Genomic DNA, 18,882 nt, shown 5'->3' with positions numbered 1-18,882 from the left:
TCAATCGTCCCAGCGTGACAGGGCCACGGCCACGCGGTTCTCCAGCGCCTTGACCTGCGCGCCGGCCACCACGTAGTTATTGCTCAACATCGAGAACACCAACGTGCGCCCATGGGCGTCGGTGATGTAGCCGCTTAATGACGAGACGCCGCCCATGGAGCCGGTTTTGGCATGCAGGTTGTTTTCAGCCGGCGTGCCGCGCAAGCGATAGCTCAGGCTGCCGCCGGTCATGCGGTCAGTGTTGCCGGCAATCGGCAGCGCGTTGTACCAGGCGTTGAACCACGGCTGTTTGCGCGCGGCCAGCAGCAGGTCGGTGAGGGTTTGCGACGACACCAGGTTCTGCCGCGACAGCCCGGAGCCGTCGACTTGGTGCAGCGCCGCGGTATCCAGGCCCTGACGCTTGAGGAAATCGGCGACTGCCACCACACCCGCCGCCGCCGTGCCGCTATTGGCGGTCTGACGGCCCATGGCCTTGAGCAAGGCTTCAGACATGTTGTTGTTCGAAAGTTTGAGCAGCGGCGTGATCAACTCCTGCAACGGCGCCGATTGATGCTCGGCCAGCACGGTCACGCCGGCAGGGGTTGCAGCCCCCACCACTCGACGCCCAAGCACGGTAATGCCCTGCTGTTTGAGGGCCTGTTCAAACAGATTGGCCACCAGTTGCGTCGGCTCCCACACGCTGATCAGTTGCGGGCTCTGCCTGCCCGGCGCCACCGCACCGCTGAGCTGCAACAGGTTGGTGCCATGGCGGCGGTTGATCCCGTAGGTGTTGCCCGGCCCACTGACCGCGCGGTTGCTCAATTGCAGGTAATCGGTGGGCGGGAAGATCTCGACGCTCACTGGCTGGCCGACACGCGCTGGGGCCTTGGCCGTGACCAGCACGCTGCCCGCATCAAAATCCGCATTGGGTGACACGGTCAGCGCCGAAACCTGCGCGCCATAGTAGGTGGTTTCATCATCGTGGGACCAATCGACACCGAGCCGCTCGGCGTCAAACCAGGTGTCGTCGAACACGATGTCGCCCTGCACTTGGCGCACGCCCTGGCTGGCCAGTTGCGCGGCCAGCGCCTGGTAGTCGGCGAACTGAATCGTCGGGTCGCCGAGGCCTCGCAGGTACAAGTTGCCAGTCAGGCGATCGCCCTGGCGTATGCCATTGCTCAGCAGTTGCGTGGAGAACCGGTATTGCGGGCCCAGCACGTCCATCGCCGCTGCCGTGGTCAGCAGCTTGAGATTGGACGCGGGGACCAGACGCGTGCGCGGATTGTGCTGATAAAGCGTGGCGCCACTGCGCGCGTCACGCACCGTCAGCGAAACCGTGGCGCCGTGCAGCGTCGGGTCGGCCAGCAGTTGATCAAGGGAGTTGGAAGTCTGCGAAACACTCGCGCAGCCGCCCAGTAAAAAGCTCAAGCCGACCAGCATCGCGCTGGTGTGTATCCATCTGCCCAAGTGCATCAGTAGCGTTTTCCCGCGAAGTCTTCAGTGGCGGCAACGCTACCAGCTCAATGCCGTTGTGGCGAGCGGGCTCGCCACCACAGCAGCCCGTCTGACAGATTAAAACTGAAGCGTACTGGACACCGACACCTGCCGCGCATCGCCCAGCGACACAAACACCCGGCTCGCGGCCGAGGTGTAGTACGTGCGGTCGAACAGGTTCTTCACGTTGAGCTGGAACTTGACCTTCTGCCCTTCGATCTTGGTGTCATAGGTGGCAAACGCGTCGGCGACGGTGTAGCCCGGCAGGTTGAAATCGTTGGCGGCATCGCCTGCGCGCTCGCCCACATAACGGGCGCCTGCGCCCAACCGCAGTTGGTCGCCACCGAAAATAGTGCCGAAATCATAGACCGCCGACAGCGAGCCCGTGTGCTTGGCCACGTTTTGCAGGCGGTTGCCCTCAAGCGTCGGGTCTTTGTCCTTGGTGTCGAGCGCATCGGTGTAGGCGTAGCTGCCGATCACGCTCCATTGGTCGGTCAACTGGCCGGTGGCGTCCAGTTCCAGGCCACGGGAGCGCACCTGGCCGGCAATGCTGTAAACGGTGTTGGCCCCTGATCCCACCGAGACCAGCACGTTGCGCTTATCGATATTGAACAACGCCGCGCTGGCGGTAATACGCCCCGGGATGTCGAGCTTGGCGCCCAGCTCCCACGACTTGGACTCCTCAGGCGTGAGGTCGCCGGTCAAGGTGCTGCCGTCAGCCAAGGCGGCGATGGTGGAGTTGGGTTTGAACGATTCGGTGTAGCTGCCGTAGAACGACAACTCATCCGTGTAGCGGTACACCAGGCCGGCGCGCGGCACCCACGCCTGGCCATTGCCGTTGGTGTTGGCCGTGAACGGCACACCCTTGCCGGCGTACTGGTCATACATCTGATAGCGCACACCGCCCACCAGGATCCACTGATCGGTCAGGTGAATGGCGTCCTGGAAAAACAGTGAGTCGCTGCGCAGCAGGTCCGTCTGGGCGCTGTCCTTGGCACTGACGGTGGTGCCTTGCACGTCCCTGCCATAGACCGGATCGAGGTAGCTGAAGGCGCTGCGTTGCGCCTGGCGGATCAAGTCGGCGCGGTAGATCTTGCGGTACTCATCGTCCAGGCCAAACACCAGGTCATGCTGCATGCCACCGACGTTGACGCTGCCTTCCAGGCTCATCGTGGCAAAACGATCGGTGGTCAGCGCACCCCGCGTGCCGTCCATGCTGCGGGTCAGGGTGCCGTTGGAATTGACCGAAACCGTGCGCACCTGGCTGGCATCATAGGTCTCGCGGTTCCAGCTGTAGCCCAAGTGCGCCTTCCAATCGTCGTTCAAGTCGTGGTCGACTTCCAGGCGATACAGGTCGGAGCGGCCTTCCATGTTGTTGAACGGCTCATCCAGGCGCCGGGTCGCGGGGATGTTCAGCGGGTGATTGGTCTTGGGGTCGATGGCGGTGCCACGGTCGAACGGCGAGAGGAATTCGCGGTGCTCGTAAGCGAAGACCACTTTGGTGGTGTCGCCGTACCAGGCCAGGGACGGCGCCACCAGCGTCTCGCGGTGGGTGCCGAAATTGCGCCAGTAATCTTCGTCTTCATGGTCGACGATCAGCCGGTACGCCAGGCCGCTGTCGCCAATCGGGCCGGTGGTATCGAGGTTACCGCCACTGCCGTTCTTGCCATCGCCGAAGGTCGAGCCACGTGCGGTCAGGGAGGTGGATTGGGTCAGTTCCGGCTTTTTGCTGACGATATTGACCACGCCACCCGGGTCTTGAATACCGTACAACAATGACGACGGGCCCTTGAGCACTTCAACGCGCTCGGCGGTGGAGTTCAACGCACGCCCCTGCACCACGGGCATGCCGTCTTGCATGATCGAGCCATTACGGTTATCGCCAAACCCGCGCAGCATCACCGCATCCTGGGTACTGGCCAAGGTGTTGGCCTGGGTGATGCCGCTGATATTGGCGAGGGCGTCATCCAGGTTACGCGGGGTCTGGTCGCGCAGCACTTGGGCGGGCACCACGTTGACGGTTTGCGGGGTTTCCAGCAACAGGCCATGGGAGCGCATCACCGAGCTGGTGGGCGGTGGCTGGTAACTGGTGCTGTCCTGGGCCTGGCCGGTGCCGCTGATGGTGGTGGCGCCGAGGTTGACCGCGCCGTCGGTGGGCACAGGTTCAAGGGCCAAGGTGTGGGCGTCGATCTGGCGGAAGGTAAAGCCTGAATGGCCGAGCAGGCGTTGCAGGGCCTGGGTCGCGCTCATTTGCCCGCTGACGGCAGGAGCACTGAGACCGTAGGGCGCTTCATCGGTATAGATCACGCTGATCCCGGTGACGCGGCTGAAATCACTCAGGGCCTGGGGCAGCGGCTTGGCTGCCAGCGCAAAGTTGAACTGGGCGCTTTGCTGCTCCTGCGCCTGCGCCACGGCCAGGGGCAGCAACGCCAGCCCCGACACCGCCAGTACCGAGGCTCCCAGCCACTGTTTTACCCAACCGCCCGCCGTCGATTTCATGCTGTGAGAACCCGTGTAGAAAACGCTGTTAATGCGAATAGATCGCAGTTTCAAGCACTACACGGATGGGCGGTGGATTTACCTCACATTGTTTTGAAAATAATTTTATTTACTGCGCCTGAATGCGGAACCCCAACCGTGGGAAATGCACATGCACGGTGCCGCCGCGTTCATCGGTACGCCGCAGGATCAACTCCTCACGCCCGGCGAACAGCAACTCGCCGGCCACCAGATCGGTGCCGTAGTCGGTAGCGCAAATGCTCACCTGCTGGCCCGGCTTGAAGCCGTTCAAGTCCTCGAACAGTTCATCCGGCAAGGCCGCAGGCGTCGCGTTACGCGCCACTTCCAAGGCCTGTTCGGCGCTCATCTCACTGGCAGTGCCATGGCCGAAGCTCAACACACGGTCCAGCCAGGCAGCGACAGCGGGATAGGCATCCACCAGCGGCGCCGTCACTGACGAGCCTTTGAGGAACCACAACGGATGCGCCAGGGCAAAGTCGGCAATCGACGGCTCGCCGAACAGGAAGTCACCTGCCTGGTGCTGCAATTGCTGATCGATGCGGCTGATGATCGTCGGCCATTGGTGCTTGGCCCGGTCCAATTGCACGCGGGTGGCAGTGCCGCCGCTGAACAGTTTGGCGCGGTCCGCCACCAGCACGTCAAGCATCTGCGGCGGCACCTTGGCGAACTTGACGGCCAGGGATTCGGGCTGGAACACCAGCGCAACGGCATGCGAGAACACCAACGAATCGGCCCACGCGGCGAAGCTTTGCGTGACCAGCTCCAGGCCTTGGGGAAACAGCGCTGGCGCGGACTTTTCCTGCTCGAGGCGGTGGGCGATCAAGGCGGTGTCGCAGTAGATATCGGCGCCGACTTGCAGCACCGGCGTCTTGCGATAACCGCCGGTGAGGGCCGTGAGGTCAGGCTTGGGCATCACCGGCGAGATAAACACCGAGCGCCAGGACAAGCCCTTGAAGCCCAGCATCAGGCGGGCTTTTTCAGCAAAGGGGGATTGCGGGTAGTGGTGCAGGATCAACTCAGACATGCCAGGCTCAGCTCAAGTAAGTGAGCCGCTAGCTTAGCCTGCAACGCCCCACATGCGGGCGATGGGAACCCATCAGTCAAATCAATGAACCGCTCGCCGCCAGGCACTCCTTGGCGCTCTTCTTGAGCTTTTTGATCAGCCGCTCCTGGCGCAGCGCCTCGCCCTTGCTCGCGCATTGCTCGGTGTACACCAATGCCACCGCGGGGCTGGACAAAAAGAACCGCGCGCCCTTGCCGCTTTGGTGAGAAGCAAAGCGGCGCACCGGGTCATTGCTGATGCCGCAATACAGCGAGCCATTGGCCGCGCGCACCAGGTAGACAAACCAGGGTTTGGGTTCAGGAAGATCAGTCACAGGTCGTTTCGGCAAACCAGAGGAGCGCCAATCTTATCAACGACCGGCCTGAAATGCCTTCAGGCCTTTAAGCGCCTGGGCGCGCACGGCGTTTTTCAACGCAGGCGACCAACCCAGCAACAACCCCTTGAGGCCCAGTGCCTGGCGCGACCAGCGCCACAGGTCGAAGTGATCGTGGTGCTCGCAGATCTTGCCATCGCGAAACACAAACCGCGCGCCGATATCGTTGACCACCGTGTTGCCGGTGGCGCTGAACAGGTACGTCGCCACCCAATGCGCGCTGCCGGTGGCCTCATCGCTGCGCACGTGGTCGAAGGTCAGGGAAAAATCCTTGGCGCGGGTGGTGAGCATGCGCCACATGTCACCTGCGTCACGGCCACGCAGCTCGCCGAACGCGGGGTCGCTGAACACCACATCGTCGGTGTAGCAGGCGGCCATGGCTTCGGCATCCAGGCGCTGGAAGGCACTGTAGAACTCGGTGATCAGGGCGTTGTGGGCATCACTCATGGGCAGGCTCCGCAGGCATCGAAAAGGTAGGCGCACGATAAGCCGCCAGCGCCGGTAAGGCTACCGACATTCGCCGCGCAAATGACCACGCTTACGGCACCATGCCACTGCTGCGAGCGTAGGCGAACAAATCCACGTCGGTGGAGATGCACAACCGGCTCATGGCCGTGCTTTTTTGCTTGCTGATGGTCGAGATGCTGCGATTGACCCGGGCGGCAATCTGGCTGACGGTCATACCGCTGGCGAGCATGCGCACCACTTCACGCTCTTTGCCGGACAACTGCGGCACGGCTTGCTGGTCGCCGGTGCCAGCTTCCACCAACTGCACCCGCAGGCTTTCGCTGACGAAGGTATGGCCTTCGCTCACGGCCTTGATGGCCTGCGGCAACTCCCTGGCTGAGGCACTCTTGGCCACGATGGCCCGCGCGCCTTGTGCGAAGGAAGCGCGCAGCGTGGCGATGTTGGCGAACATGGTCACCAGAATCACTGGCAATCGCGGGTATTGGCGTTGCATCAGGCTCAACAGGCCGTACCCATCAGCCTGCTGATTGCCCGGCATGGCAAAGTCGGTCACCAGCAGGTCACAAGGCGTGCTGTCGAGCACCGCCAGCAGTTGATCGGGGCCGTCGGCCTCGCCGACCACCTTGCACTTTCCACTGGCCTCGATCACGACTTTTTGGCCGATACGCACAATCGGATGATCGTCAGCAATTATTACGCGAAGCATGAGACCCACCATGATGGCAACTTGACCTACGCAAAATAGCGCCGGATGTGGCCGGCAACAACCGCCAAGAAAACCAGCCAGGGCAGCCCGTGCAGCATTCGTGGCTGTCGAGAGTTATACCTACAAAACAAACAGAGCAGGCCGTCAGAAAGAAGCTACAGCTCAGGGCGAAATCTTCCTTCACACCCGATGAAAGCCTGCGTCATCAAAGCGCGGACAAGTACGCCAGGTAACGCACCAGGTCCTGGCGCAACCGGATCAAGTCGCGGGCATGCGTGGCCACACCGTCGCCACTTACCCGCGTCATCAGTTGCAGGCCGCGTTTTTCCAGCGAGGTGACGCCCAGAAAGGCCACGCTGCCAATCAAGCGGTGCAGGTGTTGAACGGTTTCGGCGCCATCAAGGCGCATCACCGCGCCCGACAGCGCGCGCAGGTCTTGGCGAGCTTCATGGATCAGGCTGCCAAGCATGCTGTCCACCACTTCGCTGCGGCCAAACATTTGCACCAGCGTCGTACGGGTTGGCCAGCCTTTTTGCCCGACCAATGCCTGTGCCTTTGTGCCCTGCTCGAATGCGCCCACGTGGGCTTGGTCCAGCCAATAGACCAAGACGTGGTGCAGCTGCAAAAAAGTCAGCGGTTTGATCAGCCACGCGTCCATGCCGGCTTCCAGGCACAGGCGGACTTCGTCAGGGCCCAGGTTTGAGGTCAGGCCGATGATGGGCAGTCGCGTCGACAGCGCCTCACGTTCGCGGCGGCGGATTTCGCGCGTCATGGCATAGCCGTCCATGAGCGGCATCTGGCAGTCGGTCAGAATCAGATCAAAGTGCTGCACGTCCAGGGCGGCCAGCGCAGCTCGCCCGTCCCTGCACGCTTGGTGACCCAGGCCGAGGCGGTCAAGGGTTCCGCTCATCAGCAGGCAGTAGGCTGGATGGTCGTCAACAACCAACACCTTGAGCCGTTGCCAACAGGCAGGCGCGGTGGTCAACGCCCGCGAGTCATCCCCACCCCTGCTGCCTGGGGGAATGCCTGATGACATGACTACCTCAACTTACCGTATCGACGGACGATGATGGCACGCCATGCGTGCAGGAAACGGCCGCGCTCTGGCCGATCGGGCGCGGCATTCTGAACCATCTTTTTGATTTTTTTATGACGGCTCAGCGGCGCAAAACGTATTCGAATGACTGCGCCTGGACGATACAAAAACTACGAAACTTCACAATTCCTACGTAAACAACAGCCGGTTCTGACATAAGCGAATGCGCCTTTGCGCTATCCGCCTACTCTCGTATTTGTTGTATTTCCCCGCCTCGCCCCCCTCTATAAATTCGCCGCACCCCAACAAGGGGCGCGGCCTGTCCTCCCCACGGTCGCAACACACATGGCTGTTTGCCCTGAGGCACAGTCAGCAATCCTTGCACCGGAACCTCACGACATGAATAAGTCCCTAGCAGCACTCGCCCTCTTTTTAGTGGCCGCTCATCAAGGCCCGGCTGTTGCCGCAAGCTCGGTGGAGTTGATCGTCAAAGGCCTGATCACCCCGAGTGCCTGCACACCAACCTTGTCCGCCAACGGCATCGTCGATCACGGCAAGATTTCCGCCAAGGACCTCAATCAAGGCACCCCCACTGATCTGCCAGCCGTGACCTTGCAGATGCGTGTGAACTGCGATGCACAGACCTTGTTTGGCTTGAACGGCAACGACAACCGAGCGTCCTCAGCCGTCGTTGCGACGGGCTATGGGCTGGGCTTGATCGATAACACGCAGAAAATCGGCACCTACCACCTTGAGCTGGTGAACCCGGTTGCGGACAACGTCGGCGTCATACCCCTTGAGTCCAACAACGGCGGGCAAACCTGGAGCGCGATTGATGGTGAATATTGGTACAGCGGCAACCTGGCCGGTTTCGGCGGTGTTTCCGGTGGCCTGTATGTCCCCGTGCCTATTCAGGACCTGATCACTGACTTGGCCGTCATGACCCAGATTGTGCCTGCGCAAGACCTGAACCTTAGCAATGAAGTGCCCCTCGACGGCTCCGCCACGATCGAAGTGAAGTACCTGTAAACAAGGCTCGCTGACCCGATGCCATGACGCATCGGATCAGCCTCGCGCGCATCGCCCTACTTGGAGGTTTTACATGAACCATCGCACCCTCGCCCCAGTGTTCACGGCGCTGATGGCCGTCATTCCCCAGGCATTTGCCTCCAGCGCCACTGACCTTAGGATCACCGGCCTGATCACGCCCAGCGCCTGCTTGCCCAACCTGTCCAGTGGTGGCGTCGTCGATCATGGCAGGTTGACGGTGAAGGACCTCGATCCCCAACTGCCTACCCGCCTGGAGACCGTCAACCTGCAATTGGAGGTCACCTGCGAGGCAGAAACCCTGTTCACCCTGACCACCGTCGACAACCGCTCCGGCACATCGGCCATCCACCCGGCGAGCCATGGCCTGGGCAGCGTCAATGACGACCAGATGCTGGGCAGCGTGGCGTTCAGCGTACTGGATGCGGTCGCCGACAACGTGCCGGTGCGCACCCTCTTATCCAGCAACGGCGGTGCCGACTGGCGTCCTTCGACGTACCTGGGCCATGCCGGGCTGACCGCTTTCGCCGCCGCCGACAACCTCAACGCCCCGATCGCCGTGAAGGTGTTGACCGCCCGACTCAGCGCCTTCACCACCCTGGTAAAAGGCACCGACCTGAACCTGGTGGATGAAATGCCCATCGATGGTCATGCCACGCTGCAAGTGAAGTACTGGTAAGCCCGCCCTTGCGTGGGCGGCGTCATCGCCCACACCAGCAGGATGACGTTACCCACGAAGTGGCCATCGATGGCGATGCCACCGTTGAAGTGCTGTACCTGTAACTGGCGGCACCCACCCCCCACTGTGATAACGACGCAATGAACCCATCGATCATCACCCGGGCGCTCACGCTGTTCGCCTTGCACCTGACGCCGGCCTTCGCCGCCTCAACCGTGGACCTGAGCGTTACCGGCCGGATCACACCCCAGGCCTGCACCGTGTCGCTGTCCGACAGCGGCCTGATCGATTACGGCAAGATCCCGGCGCGCACCTTGAGACCGAGTGAATTCACCTCACTGCCCAGCCGGCAAATGGGCCTGAGCATCAACTGTGAAGGGCCGACGCTGTTTGCACTGGTGGGTATCGACAATCAGCCGGACTCCTCTGTGAAGCCCGACGTTCTGTACGGCTTGGGCATGAACGTTCATGCGCCGAGCGAACGCCTGGGGTCGGTGGGTTTGTCATTGCGCGGGCCGGTGGGCGACGGCGGCGCCCTGCAGGTGATCAGCTCCGCGGACGGCGGGAGCACCTGGTACCCCGAGCCCAATGCACATCCCAGGCACGCCATGGGTTTTGCCCACTTCGACACGCTGGTGCCCATCCCCATCAGGCAACTGGTCGCCAGCCTGCGGGTGGACACCGCCATCAGCCCGGCCAATAGCCTGACGCTGAAGCAAGAAGTGCCTTTGCAAGGTTCGATCACCCTGGACCTCAAGTACCTGTAACCCTTAGTGAATGAGTCCTCAGATGACGATGCATGTTTCCTGGATACGCGCCGGTTGTGCCGGCCTCGCTTTATGGTGCTCTGCCGCGGCGCTGGCCGACGGTATGGTGCCGGACACCTCGGTGGTCATCGTGCACGAGGCGGACGGCGAAGCGGCCGTGTCCGTGACCAATACCGACAGCAAACTGGCCCTGTTGCACGTGACCCTCGAAGACATCCCCGAAGACCAGGCCACCTTGCTGTTCGTCACTCCGCCGCTGTCGCGGGTGGAGCCCGGCAAGCGTCAGCTGGTGCGGTTCATCCTGCAAGCGGACGAGCCGCTTAAAACCCAACGGCTCAAACGGGTGGTGTTCGAAGGCATGCCCCAGCAACGTGCCGGCGCCGAGGCCGCGCGCGCCCAAGTGGGCGTCACGGTGCGCCAGAACCTGCCGGTGATCCTGCATCCCAAGGGGCTGGCACCCAACCGTGAGCCGTGGCTGGGCCTGACCTGGCACCTGGACGGCGACCGACTCAGCGTGCGCAACCCCACACCGTACGTGGTGCGCCTTGCGCAGGCGGTGCGGCTGTTGCCCGGCAACGGCTCGACCTTGCTGCCGCGCACGTACGTGCTGCCGGGAGAAACCCTGACGGTCGCGGCCCAGGGTACGGGGGCGACGTCAGTACGCCTGCAGCCGGCCACGGTGTATGGCTTTGCTGTCGCGCCCTACGAGGCCCCCATCACGCCTTGATCCCACCGCGTCGACCCGCGGCGACGCCTCTATAAAACGAAGTGACCTCCTGCGAAGGTCACCGGGAAGACCGCCTGGCGCGTCCGAAACCCTCGCCTCGGGCTTCCATCAAACGAGTGTAATTGTGTGAACACAGTCATGAATTACCGTGACGGCGAAGCCCTGTCCGGCGTTATGCCGCGCCCGTCACTCGTGCAACTGGGCGGCATCGCATGGGCGCTCAGCCATCTGCTGCTGGCCGAACAGGCCTGGGCAGACGACGCGCCGTCAACCGGTTCGTTCGACCACCAGACCCTGCACCAGCGTGGCATCGACCCGCAACTGGCCAGCCTGCTGCTGGACACGCCGCGCTTTACCCGCGGCCGCCACGCCGTCAACCTGCAGGTCAACGGCCAACGGCGCGGTCGGGTCGACGTCAGCTTCGATGACCACGGCGCATTGTGCTTTGACGCCGCCTTGTTGCAAGCCGGTCAGTTGGTCGCGCCGCCACGCCGCGTTGACGCCTGCCACGCCTTTGTCGAGCACTACCCCCAGACGGTGATCGAATCCGACCCGGCCAGCCTGGCTCTGTCGCTGGTAGTGCCCACGCAGGCGTTGCGCGTTGCGCCACAGGACGTTTCCGGCTACAGCACCGGCGGTTTCGCAGCCTTGCTCAACTACGATGTGACCGGCCTGCACAACGAGTTCGGCGACAGCAGCAGCCGGTTCGGCTCGGCCAACACCGAAGTCGGCTTTAACGCCGGCGACTGGATCGTGCGCAGCCGCCAGGTACAGACCTGGCAGGATGGCGCCTCGCGCAGCAACCACTTGGACGCCTACGCCCAGCGGACCTTTGCCCGCCAGCAGGCGGTGTTGCAGGCCGGGCAGATCAACCTCTACAACCCGGTGCTGGCGGGAGCCCCGATCACCGGCGTGCAAGTGCTCACCGAGCAGGCGCTGCAAGACCAGGATCAGGGCGCGACGATCGATGGCATCGCCAACGGCCCGGCCCAGGTAGAGGTGCGGCAAAACGGTGCGTTGGTTCACTCCACAGTGGTTCCCGCGGGGCCGTTTTCCCTGAGCCATGTGCCGCGCCTGAACGGGCGCTCCGATGTGGAAGTGACGGTCAAGGAAGCCTCCGGCGAAGAACGGCGCTTCAGCGTGCCGGCGGCGATGCTGGGACTGGGTCTGCCGGCACCGGGTTACGCCGTGGCCGCAGGCACGGTGCGCAACCTCGGCGACAGCAATGGCGCCGAACCCTGGGTGGTCAGCGCCGGGTGGACGGCTGCGGTCCACCCACTGATCACTCTGGGCAGCGGCCTGCTGGCGGCCGAAAACTATCGCTCGGCCGGGGCCAACCTGGGTGTGCTGCCCTGGCAGAACAGCCAGTTGCAAGGGGCTGTGGTGGTCGCCGAGGCAACTCGCCAGACGCAAGCGCGCGGCGTGCAGGTGGACCTCTCGTGGTCTCAGCAAGTGGGTGAACGCTGGGCCATCAGCGCCGCCAATGCCTGGCGCAGCGAGGGCTATCGCGACCTCAGCGAATCGACCTACGCCGCCCATACCCGCGAGCAGCAGCGCTCACGCTACCGCGATCAGCAAAGCGCCACGGTCTCCTGGGCGCATCCATGGCTGGGAGCATTCAGCCTCGGCGTGTCGCGCGCCGCCTCGTTTGCCGGCGACAGCAGCAGCCGGGCACTGGCGTCGTGGGGCACGCAAGTGGGCGGCGTATCGCTGTCCGCCACCGCCGAATGGCAGATGGGCGGCCGCCGTTACAACGATGACAGCCTGTACCTGAACCTCAGCCTGCCCCTGGGCGAGAACCGTCGAGGCCGCACCTGGGTGCGTAACTCCGGGGGCGAGCACCGCATCGGCGTCGGCCTCAACGAACCGCTCAACGACCAACTGGCCTATCGGGTGGGCGTTGAACATGACAGCCGCGACCGCGAGGTCGAGTCGTCCCTCGGGGTTTCCGCCCTGCCGTTCTACAGTCAGCTGGACTTCAACTACAGCCGCTCCAGCGACGCGCGTTCCAGCTACCAGGGCGGCGCGCGCGGCGGTGTGGTGGTGCATGGCGACGGCGTGACCTTGTCGCCCTACCCGGTGCGCGACACGTTTGCGCTGCTGTCGGTGGGCCAGATGTCCGGCGTCAAAGTCAGTACGCCTAGCGGCCCGGTGTGGACCGACTGGCAAGGCCAGGCCGTGGTGCCGCAGATCAGCGCCTATGACCGTAGCCCGGTGGAAGTGCAGACGCGCTCGTTGCCGCGCAATGCCGACATCAGCAATGGCCTGGCCGTGGTGTCGGCAGGGCGCGGCGCCGTCGACCGGCTTGAGTTCGGCGTCGCCCTCACACGTCGGGCCTTGCTGACCCTTGACCGGCCGGTGCCGCGTGGCGCGACGGTCACCACCGACGGCGGCGAGTTCGTCACGCTGGTGCAGGAGGGCAACCAGGTATTCCTGCCCAATGTGCTCGACCCTCGGCCGCTATGGATCAAGGGCCCTGGGCAGCCGCGTTGCGCCCTGCGTTTTGAGCTGCCGCAAAAGGCCGACCCCGACGTGTATTTCGAAACCGCCACCGCCCGCTGCCTGCCCCTGTGAGGACTCTCTTGAAACGTCATTACTGCCTCGCCACCCTGCTACTGACGGGCACCGCCCAGGCCCAGAACGATTGCCGACTGGACGTGAGTGAGTCGCTGCTGGATTTTGGCTCGATTCGTCGCACCATTGACCCGGCACACGGCCCAGAACGACTGCTGGGTGAACGGCGCCTGAGCATGACCCTGGACTGCCCGCAGACCAGCGACCTCAGCGTGTTCTACCGCGGCCTGGCCGCCAGCGCCGAGCGTTTGCGCTTCACCCAGGGCGGCAGCTACCGCGTGCACGTACACGGTGGCCTGCTGGACGGCCGCGCTGTAGCGCTGGGTTTGCTGGCGGCCAGCGGCCAGCCGCCGATTGCCAGCGCCCAGTCCCTGGACTGGCGCCCCGAGCATGGCATCGTACCAATGCTCAACGGCCTGCCCGCGCATGGCCGCAGTTTCTCCCTGCAACTGGCAGTCAGTGCCTATGCCGAGGAGCGTGCGACGCCTGTGCGCGATGCCGTCACCTGGGACACCACCGGGCGGATTGAGGCTACCGGCTCCGGGCGCTCGCGGGCGCTGCGCCTGCAAGCGCACTTTGCGCCGGCGGCCTGCACGCCCGGGCTGTCCAACGGGGGGACGGTGAGCTTTGGCAAGCTGTCGATCAACGACTTGAGCCACGATCAGGACACACGCCTGCCGGCCCGGCCGCTGACGCTCACGGTGGCCTGTGACGGGCCGACCCCGTTTGCCCTGGTCATGAAAGACAACCGCGACGGCTCCGCCACCGGCGGCCTGGATGAAACCGCCTATGGCTTGGGCGTGGATACACGCGGGCAGAAAATCGGGCGCTACTACCTGACGGTCGACCCTGCCCAGGTCAGCGCCGACAGCTTCTCCCAGGTGTATCGCACCGACTCCACCACGGGCGGCTCGGCCTGGAGCATTGCCAACAGCAGTCCCATCGACGTTGGCGCACGCAGCCTTCTGGGGTTTACCCCGGCGGCCGGCAGCACTCAGGGCCCCGAGGCCCTGCAAAACCTGAGCGCTTTACTGAGCCTGCAGGCATTTGTTGCACCACTCGACAGCCTGGACCTGAGCACTGAGGTTCGGCTCGACGGTTCGGCCACGCTCGAAATCACCTACCTGTAAGCGCTCCCGGAGCCCTCATGACCCTTCGATATCTGATTCTCGCGCCCTTCATCTTCTTCAACCCGCTGAGCCTCGCCGCCTCCAGCGTAGAACTGAGGGTCGATGGGCTGATTACGCCGATGGCCTGCACGCCAACCCTGTCAGCCGCAGGGTTGGTCGACTTCGGCAAAATCTCCCAGCAAGACCTTAACCTCACAACCGGCACACGGCTGCCGCTCAAGTCCCTGAACCTGACCGTCACGTGCAACGGCGCCGCCCGCTACGCCTTGCGCATGCGCGACAACCGCGACGGCACGGCGCACGTCAACAGCGAGATTTACTACGGGTTGGGCCTGGACGGCAGCGGCAACAAGGTCGGTGTGTACTCGCTCAAGTTCGACCCCAAGCAGACCGTGGCCGATGCCGTGCCGTACATCTACGGCACCGAGTCCACCACCGGCGGCGTGGCCTGGCGCACCTCCAACCGCAACCCAATCGACATCGGCGCCAAAAGCCTGCTGGGTTTTACCGATCTGGAAGGCAGCACCGCAGGCCCCTCCGGCATCCAGACCCTGAACAGCACACTGACCCTGGAAGCAGTGATCAACGCCAAGCAGAACCTGGACTTGAGCACCGACATTCCCATGGATGGCTCCGCCACCCTGGAAGTGACTTATCTGTAACACCACCTTTTCCAACCCTAGGAGTACCCGCTAAATGAACAAGCTTTTCCCTGTCTTGACCACTGCGCTATTACTGGCCACTTCCACAGGCGCTTCGGCGGCATCCACTGCCGAGCTGACCGTCAAGGGCCTGATCACGCCCAGCGCGTGCACGCCGAGCCTGTCCAATGGTGGGGTGATCGACCACGGCAAGATTTCCGCCAAGGACCTGAACCCGGCCAAATACACCATCATCGGCAACCATACGCTGAGCCTGACCGTCACCTGTGAGGCCGCAACGGCGTTCGCCCTGTATGGCGTGGATAACCGCGTCGGCTCAACCGACAACCCCAGCGACTACGGCCTGGGCTTGATCAATGGCGATCAGAAGCTTGGGCATTACATTTTGATGCTGAGTAACCCGCTCGCCGACAATGTGCCGGTGCAGACCATTGGCTCCACTGACCAGGGAAGTTCGTGGAACAAGGAAAGGTTCCTCGATCCGGGCCTGTACATGTCCATCGCCGCCATGAACGACGCCAGCCAACCGCTGCCGACCAAAGACCTGGTCGCCGACCTGGAGGTGCAAACCCTCATCAACCGCACCGACGGGATGGACCTGAGTAACGAAGCGCCCATCGACGGTTCGGCCACCCTGGAAATGCGGTACCTGTAACGCCTGAAAAGCGCAGCGCTTGGGGTAGCGCCCAAGCTTGCCTGGCACGGGAGCAGGTTTACTGCTCCTCACAGGCTATCTCGCTATACCTTCTCGCTGCGCACGCCCACGTACACCGCACGGCCCGCGCCCAACCCGGCGACGATGGCGCCCACGCCGATCACGGCAAAGATCCAGCCTACGGCCGTCCAGCCGCCCGTCCAGTCATGCACCAGCCCGACCGCGAACGGCCCGAGGGATGCCAGGGTGTAGCCAAAACCCTGGGCCATGCTCGACAGGTTGGCCGCGACATGTGAGTCGCGCGAGCGCAGCACGATCAAGGTCAACGCCAGGCTGAAAGTGCCTCCCTGGCCGAGGCCCAACAGGATCGCCCAGCCCCACAGGCCATCAAGGGGCGCGTACAGGCAGCCGAACAAGCCGCCGAGGGTCAACAGCATCACCACCACAATCGCCAGCCGCTGGTCCTTGCCGCGGGTGGCCAGCCAAGGTGCGGCGAGGGAACTGGCCAACTGCACGATGACCGAGCCGGACAGCACCAGGCCCGCCTGGGTCGCGCTAAGGCCGCGGCCGATCAGAATCGATGGCAACCAACCGAACACGATATAGGCCAGCGACGATTGCAGGCCCATGTACACCGTTACCTGCCAGGCCAGCGGATCACGCAGCAGCCCCTTCACGCGATACGCAACTTGATGGGCACCGTGTTTTTGCCCGACCTGTGGCAACCAGAACGCCGCCGCCACCAACGCTGGCAGAATCCAGAAGCCCAGGCCGATGCTCCAGCTGTCACCGAAATGCTTGCTCAGCGGCACCGTCGAGCCGGCAGCCAACGCGGCGCCCAGGCACAGCGCCATGGTGTACACGCCGGTCATGGTGCCGGCCTGTTTGGCGAAATCACGCTTGACGATGCCCGGCAGCAGCACGCCGATGATGCCAATACTTGCACCGGCAATCAGGCTACCGGCGAACAGCCCGACCTCGCCGAAGGCACTGCGCAAAATGATCCCGGCAGCCAACGTCAACAGAATCCCCAGCACCACGCGCTCAGCACCGAAGCGCCGCGCCAGGATCGGCGCCATTGGTGCGAACAGGCCCAGGCACAGCACCGGCAAGGTGGTCAGCAAACCCGCCTTGGCTGCCGACAACCCCAGGCTCCGGGAGACTTCAGCCAGCAGCGGCGACATGCTCGACAATGCCGGGCGCAGGTTCAGTGCCACCAGAATCAGGCCCAGCAGTAACAGCCACGGCCGCGCGACGACCGGCGGGGTGTGCTGCACCACGTCGTCATCGGCTTCGGCGTCGATTAATAATTCTTCGAGTTCAGTCGGGCGTTTGGTTTCAAGGTTCATTGATCAACTGCCGGCAGAGGGATTTGGCGCGTTCCGGATCTTGCTGTTCCACGGCGTCGAGCAAGGCGATATGCAGGTCAAACACGGCCTGGCGACGCGGTGAGATGTTCAGGGTCTGGCGCAACTGGGCGGCGACGATGGCAGAGAAGTACTGGTACAGCTCGCTCAATGCCGGGTTGTGCGCCGCGTCCACCAAGTGTTTATGGAACACCAGGTCGGCGCTGATATAAGCCTCCAGGTCGCCGTGGTACAGCTCGGCGCTGGCCTTGAGTGCGTCGCGCAACACACTCAGATCGGCCTCAGTACGGCGCAACGCCGCAAGCCCGATGGCCTCCACTTCGAGAATCTGCCGGGTCTCCTGCGCCTGCTCCAGGGTGCAATGGGACAACGCCCGCATTGCGCCCAGCGGGTCGGTCATCGAGCGCAAATAACTGCCGTCGCCCTGGCGAATTTCGATCAAGCCGCAAAACGCCAATACACGCATGGCCTCGCGCACGGTATTGCGGCTGATGCCCAGCTCGGCGGAAAGCTCAGGCTCGGTGGGCAGGCGCTCGCCGATGGCCCATTTGCCTTCAGTGATACGTCGACGCAGTTGCTCCAGGGCTTGGTCAACCAGGGAACGTTTGATCAGAGGGGCGATGTCTGTCATGGATTTTGCGCTTTCGTCCAATCATAGGATGAATTTTCCTACAGCCTATTCAGACTTGCCTACAAAGGCAACGCACTAGGGTTCGTAGGCGGCAAAAAGAACTGAATTTTCGATTAGTAAAATTACCCTTATAGGGTAATTATTGGACTCAGGTGTCTTATGGAAAAGTACACACCTCATTACGATCTGGCGGTGATAAAGGCGGATGTGAGGCGGCTTGGTGCCAAGGCTTTCACACGGGCGGCAAAGAGAACCGCAGAGGCTCTCGACCTTGATCTCACTGAGATGCAAGCGATCGTTTTCAAACTGCACAACAGGATGTTGTACAAATCGATGACCACCTATGCCGATCACCGCGTCTGGCATGACGTCTACCACATCCATTCACATGGTCTGGAGATTTACATCAAGGTCACTTACTGCTCCGGCAGTAACCCACCGGTGATCTCCTTCAAAGGGATGAACCCATGAACACCCAACATTGCTATATCTGTGGCGCCCCCGACGCCATGACACGCTTTGAAGGCCGCAGCGAAACCCTGTGCGTAAAAGGTATGGAGCGGCGCATTGATGATCTCTCGGGCTGGGAATGCCAGGTGTGCGAAGACGGCATGTACGACCCCGATAGCTGCGAACGCCATGCCAAGGCCGGTGATGATCTGCTCCACGCCGCCCGGCGCATGATGGGCGCCGAATTGAAGCGTATCCGCCGCAAGCTGCACCTCACGCAAAAACAAACCGTAGCGGTGCTTTCCGGTGGCGGGCACAACGCACTCTCACGCTACGAACGCGGCGAAATTACGCCGCCAAAACCGTTGATGGTGCTGATGCGCCTGCTGGATCGTTACCCCCACTTGCTCACCGACGCCACCGAACTGGCCGAAGGCGCAGACCTGCGCAACGCCTTCACTTACAGCCTCAACAACGAAACGCGGCAAGCCCTCAAGGCCTCCTAGACAGGCAAAAATAAACCCGGCACCAGGCCGGGTTTATCGTTTCAAACA

At 63.0% G+C, this 18,882-nt stretch carries 19 protein-coding genes; 10 read left to right on the top strand and 9 right to left on the bottom strand.

Annotated features, from left to right (window positions below):
* The 7 genes from dacB to AB5I78_RS05670 all read right to left on the bottom strand — a co-directional run bounded on the left by dacB (position 1) and on the right by AB5I78_RS05670 (position 7,639).
* Positions 1–1,452 carry a D-alanyl-D-alanine carboxypeptidase/D-alanyl-D-alanine-endopeptidase gene (gene dacB / locus AB5I78_RS05700; RefSeq protein ID WP_369300929.1) on the bottom strand — a complete coding sequence of 484 codons (1,452 nt, stop codon included), beginning with the start codon at positions 1,450–1,452 and terminating at the stop codon, positions 1–3.
* Between the two features lie 99 nt (positions 1,453–1,551).
* Positions 1,552–3,972 (bottom strand): TonB-dependent siderophore receptor, encoded by a 2,421-nt coding sequence (locus AB5I78_RS05695; protein ID WP_369300930.1) that lies wholly within the window; start codon positions 3,970–3,972, stop codon positions 1,552–1,554.
* Between the two features lie 109 nt (positions 3,973–4,081).
* Positions 4,082–5,017, bottom strand: coding sequence for a glutathione S-transferase family protein (locus tag AB5I78_RS05690; RefSeq protein ID WP_145161319.1), 936 nt, complete (start codon positions 5,015–5,017; stop codon positions 4,082–4,084).
* Positions 5,018–5,093: 76 nt separating this feature from the next.
* On the bottom strand, positions 5,094–5,369 hold the full coding sequence (locus AB5I78_RS05685; RefSeq protein ID WP_025855645.1) for a GIY-YIG nuclease family protein: 276 nt from the start codon (positions 5,367–5,369) through the stop codon (positions 5,094–5,096).
* Positions 5,370–5,405: 36 nt separating this feature from the next.
* The gene (locus AB5I78_RS05680; RefSeq protein ID WP_242194563.1) at positions 5,406–5,876 is read right to left on the bottom strand and encodes a nuclear transport factor 2 family protein; all 471 of its coding nucleotides are present in this window, start codon (positions 5,874–5,876) and stop codon (positions 5,406–5,408) included.
* A gap of 91 nt (positions 5,877–5,967) precedes the next feature.
* Entirely contained in the window at positions 5,968–6,603 is a 636-nt protein-coding gene (locus AB5I78_RS05675; protein WP_145161315.1) for a response regulator transcription factor, read from the bottom strand.
* Between the two features lie 205 nt (positions 6,604–6,808).
* Complete coding sequence (locus AB5I78_RS05670) at positions 6,809–7,639, bottom strand: response regulator (RefSeq protein ID WP_369300931.1); 831 nt, start codon at positions 7,637–7,639, stop codon at positions 6,809–6,811.
* Between the two features lie 399 nt (positions 7,640–8,038).
* Here AB5I78_RS05670 and AB5I78_RS05665 point away from each other — a divergent pair, with 399 nt between their 5' ends.
* The 8 genes from AB5I78_RS05665 to AB5I78_RS05630 all read left to right on the top strand — a co-directional run bounded on the left by AB5I78_RS05665 (position 8,039) and on the right by AB5I78_RS05630 (position 15,880).
* Positions 8,039–8,668 carry a DUF1120 domain-containing protein gene (locus tag AB5I78_RS05665; protein ID WP_145161312.1) on the top strand — a complete coding sequence of 210 codons (630 nt, stop codon included), beginning with the start codon at positions 8,039–8,041 and terminating at the stop codon, positions 8,666–8,668.
* A gap of 73 nt (positions 8,669–8,741) precedes the next feature.
* The gene (locus tag AB5I78_RS05660; protein WP_369300933.1) at positions 8,742–9,365 is read left to right on the top strand and encodes a DUF1120 domain-containing protein; all 624 of its coding nucleotides are present in this window, start codon (positions 8,742–8,744) and stop codon (positions 9,363–9,365) included.
* Positions 9,366–9,505: 140 nt separating this feature from the next.
* Positions 9,506–10,132 (top strand): DUF1120 domain-containing protein, encoded by a 627-nt coding sequence (locus tag AB5I78_RS05655; protein ID WP_369300934.1) that lies wholly within the window; start codon positions 9,506–9,508, stop codon positions 10,130–10,132.
* 28 nt (positions 10,133–10,160) lie between these two features.
* Complete coding sequence (locus tag AB5I78_RS05650; RefSeq protein WP_370004730.1) at positions 10,161–10,859, top strand: fimbria/pilus chaperone family protein; 699 nt, start codon at positions 10,161–10,163, stop codon at positions 10,857–10,859.
* A gap of 126 nt (positions 10,860–10,985) precedes the next feature.
* Entirely contained in the window at positions 10,986–13,433 is a 2,448-nt protein-coding gene (locus tag AB5I78_RS05645) for a fimbria/pilus outer membrane usher protein (RefSeq protein ID WP_370004335.1), read from the top strand.
* Positions 13,434–13,441: 8 nt separating this feature from the next.
* Positions 13,442–14,563 carry a DUF1120 domain-containing protein gene (locus tag AB5I78_RS05640; protein WP_369300937.1) on the top strand — a complete coding sequence of 374 codons (1,122 nt, stop codon included), beginning with the start codon at positions 13,442–13,444 and terminating at the stop codon, positions 14,561–14,563.
* A gap of 17 nt (positions 14,564–14,580) precedes the next feature.
* A complete protein-coding gene (locus tag AB5I78_RS05635) occupies positions 14,581–15,225 on the top strand; it encodes a DUF1120 domain-containing protein (RefSeq protein WP_369300938.1) in 645 nt (214 codons plus the stop codon).
* A 34-nt stretch (positions 15,226–15,259) separates the two neighbouring features.
* Complete coding sequence (locus AB5I78_RS05630; protein ID WP_369300939.1) at positions 15,260–15,880, top strand: DUF1120 domain-containing protein; 621 nt, start codon at positions 15,260–15,262, stop codon at positions 15,878–15,880.
* An 83-nt stretch (positions 15,881–15,963) separates the two neighbouring features.
* Here AB5I78_RS05630 and AB5I78_RS05625 read toward each other — a convergent pair whose 3' ends face one another.
* Both AB5I78_RS05625 and AB5I78_RS05620 read right to left on the bottom strand, forming a co-directional pair.
* Positions 15,964–17,229: a CynX/NimT family MFS transporter gene (locus AB5I78_RS05625; protein WP_369300940.1), complete on the bottom strand. Its 1,266-nt coding sequence runs from the start codon at positions 17,227–17,229 to the stop codon at positions 15,964–15,966.
* Positions 17,219–17,878, bottom strand: coding sequence for a FadR/GntR family transcriptional regulator (locus tag AB5I78_RS05620; protein ID WP_369300941.1), 660 nt, complete (start codon positions 17,876–17,878; stop codon positions 17,219–17,221). Before AB5I78_RS05620 ends, AB5I78_RS05625 begins: the two co-directional genes overlap by 11 nt.
* A gap of 159 nt (positions 17,879–18,037) precedes the next feature.
* Here AB5I78_RS05620 and AB5I78_RS05615 point away from each other — a divergent pair, with 159 nt between their 5' ends.
* Together AB5I78_RS05615 and AB5I78_RS05610 are read left to right on the top strand one after the other, a co-directional pair.
* Positions 18,038–18,349 (top strand): type II toxin-antitoxin system MqsR family toxin, encoded by a 312-nt coding sequence (locus tag AB5I78_RS05615; RefSeq protein WP_145161294.1) that lies wholly within the window; start codon positions 18,038–18,040, stop codon positions 18,347–18,349.
* The gene (locus tag AB5I78_RS05610; RefSeq protein ID WP_369300943.1) at positions 18,346–18,834 is read left to right on the top strand and encodes a type II toxin-antitoxin system MqsA family antitoxin; all 489 of its coding nucleotides are present in this window, start codon (positions 18,346–18,348) and stop codon (positions 18,832–18,834) included. Before AB5I78_RS05615 ends, AB5I78_RS05610 begins: the two co-directional genes overlap by 4 nt.
* Positions 18,835–18,882: the final 48 nt, after the last annotated feature.

This window comes from Pseudomonas sp. N2-3-1-14 (assembly GCF_041228395.1).
Taxonomy (GTDB): domain Bacteria; phylum Pseudomonadota; class Gammaproteobacteria; order Pseudomonadales; family Pseudomonadaceae; genus Aquipseudomonas.
The sequence above is the reverse complement of the archived record's forward strand: the minus strand, read 5'-3'. Positions and strand labels throughout refer to the sequence as shown.

Bases quoted from the DNA above. Each gene is read 5' to 3' on its own strand.
- AB5I78_RS05665 (WP_145161312.1), top strand. From the start codon at position 8,039: ATGAATAAGTCCCTAGCAGCACTCGCCCTCTTTTTAGTGGCCGCTCAT.
- AB5I78_RS05675 (WP_145161315.1), bottom strand. From the start codon at position 6,603: ATGCTTCGCGTAATAATTGCTGACGATCATCCGATTGTGCGTATCGGC.
- AB5I78_RS05670 (WP_369300931.1), bottom strand. From the start codon at position 7,639: ATGTCATCAGGCATTCCCCCAGGCAGCAGGGGTGGGGATGACTCGCGG.
- AB5I78_RS05635 (WP_369300938.1), top strand. From the start codon at position 14,581: ATGACCCTTCGATATCTGATTCTCGCGCCCTTCATCTTCTTCAACCCG.
- AB5I78_RS05680 (WP_242194563.1), bottom strand. From the start codon at position 5,876: ATGAGTGATGCCCACAACGCCCTGATCACCGAGTTCTACAGTGCCTTC.
- AB5I78_RS05620 (WP_369300941.1), bottom strand. From the start codon at position 17,878: ATGACAGACATCGCCCCTCTGATCAAACGTTCCCTGGTTGACCAAGCC.
- AB5I78_RS05660 (WP_369300933.1), top strand. From the start codon at position 8,742: ATGAACCATCGCACCCTCGCCCCAGTGTTCACGGCGCTGATGGCCGTC.
- AB5I78_RS05630 (WP_369300939.1), top strand. From the start codon at position 15,260: ATGAACAAGCTTTTCCCTGTCTTGACCACTGCGCTATTACTGGCCACT.
- AB5I78_RS05690 (WP_145161319.1), bottom strand. From the start codon at position 5,017: ATGTCTGAGTTGATCCTGCACCACTACCCGCAATCCCCCTTTGCTGAA.
- AB5I78_RS05610 (WP_369300943.1), top strand. From the start codon at position 18,346: ATGAACACCCAACATTGCTATATCTGTGGCGCCCCCGACGCCATGACA.
- AB5I78_RS05625 (WP_369300940.1), bottom strand. From the start codon at position 17,229: ATGAACCTTGAAACCAAACGCCCGACTGAACTCGAAGAATTATTAATC.
- AB5I78_RS05655 (WP_369300934.1), top strand. From the start codon at position 9,506: ATGAACCCATCGATCATCACCCGGGCGCTCACGCTGTTCGCCTTGCAC.
- AB5I78_RS05650 (WP_370004730.1), top strand. From the start codon at position 10,161: ATGCATGTTTCCTGGATACGCGCCGGTTGTGCCGGCCTCGCTTTATGG.
- AB5I78_RS05615 (WP_145161294.1), top strand. From the start codon at position 18,038: ATGGAAAAGTACACACCTCATTACGATCTGGCGGTGATAAAGGCGGAT.
- dacB (WP_369300929.1), bottom strand. From the start codon at position 1,452: ATGCACTTGGGCAGATGGATACACACCAGCGCGATGCTGGTCGGCTTG.
- AB5I78_RS05695 (WP_369300930.1), bottom strand. From the start codon at position 3,972: ATGAAATCGACGGCGGGCGGTTGGGTAAAACAGTGGCTGGGAGCCTCG.